Source organism: Psychrobacter sp. FME13 (assembly GCF_014861395.1).
Lineage (GTDB): Bacteria > Pseudomonadota > Gammaproteobacteria > Pseudomonadales > Moraxellaceae > Psychrobacter.
In genome coordinates this window covers 1-854 of record NZ_RRYV01000345.1, presented here as the reverse complement: position 1 = coordinate 854, position 854 = coordinate 1, and the positions used below count along the sequence as shown (strand labels likewise).

Genomic DNA, 854 nt, shown 5'->3' with positions numbered 1-854 from the left:
TTCTCGCTTGTGTCTTTATCTGGCTGCCGCTGATTTGAATTCTATACAGCCCCTAAGCATCTTACAGCAAGCTTTTGATGAACGCCGCTCTATCTACGCATTAGGTAATGAGTTGCCAGTGCAGCCACAAGCGATTGTAAACATAGCAGAACGCGTTTTGCTACATACGCCTTCTGCTTTTAATTCACAGTCTTCGCGATTGGTTGTGCTGTTTGGTGAACGGCATCATAAGTTTTGGGATATCACTGAAGAAAAACTACGCGAGGCGGTAGGTGATGGTGATTTTTCTAGCAGTAAACAAAAACTAGATGGTTTCCGTGCGGCAGCAGGTACCGTATTATTTTATGAAGATAAAAATGTCGTCAAATCACTACAGGAGAAATTTGCACTTTATGCCGATAGGTTCCCTGTATGGTCAGAGCAGACCTCAGCCATGCATCAGTATGCAGTGTGGACAGAGCTTAGCAGCTTGAATATTGGCGCAAATCTCCAGCATTATAATCCGCTAGTTGATGAAGACGCGGCAGCCGCGTTTGATATTCCAGACAGCTGGGCGCTGATTGCGCAAATGCCCTTTGGTAATATCGTCGAGCCTGCTGGCGAAAAGACTTATCAACCAGTCAGTGAGCGCATGAAAGTTTTAGGGTTGAAAAACATATAATAGTCTCACCGAATGAAATACTATTAAACAAAAAAGACAGCCCTGATAAAGTGAGCTGTCTTTTTTGTATCGTTTATCTATAATCAAAGAAGTCTAAAATGAGCACAGGACAGCCAACTGCAGATTGTACATCTAAGGAGTGAACCGCCCCGACTATATCGGAGAGTGATTTACTTGAGTCAGGCAGCAATGC

1 protein-coding gene is annotated in these 854 nt (G+C 43.7%); it reads left to right on the top strand.

Annotation, left to right across the window (positions count from 1 at the left end; genetic code table 11):
* Window positions 1-43: 43 nt before the first annotated feature.
* Complete coding sequence (locus EI164_RS16505) at window positions 44-661, top strand: nitroreductase family protein (protein WP_192521048.1); 618 nt, start codon at window positions 44-46, stop codon at window positions 659-661.
* Window positions 662-854: the final 193 nt, after the last annotated feature.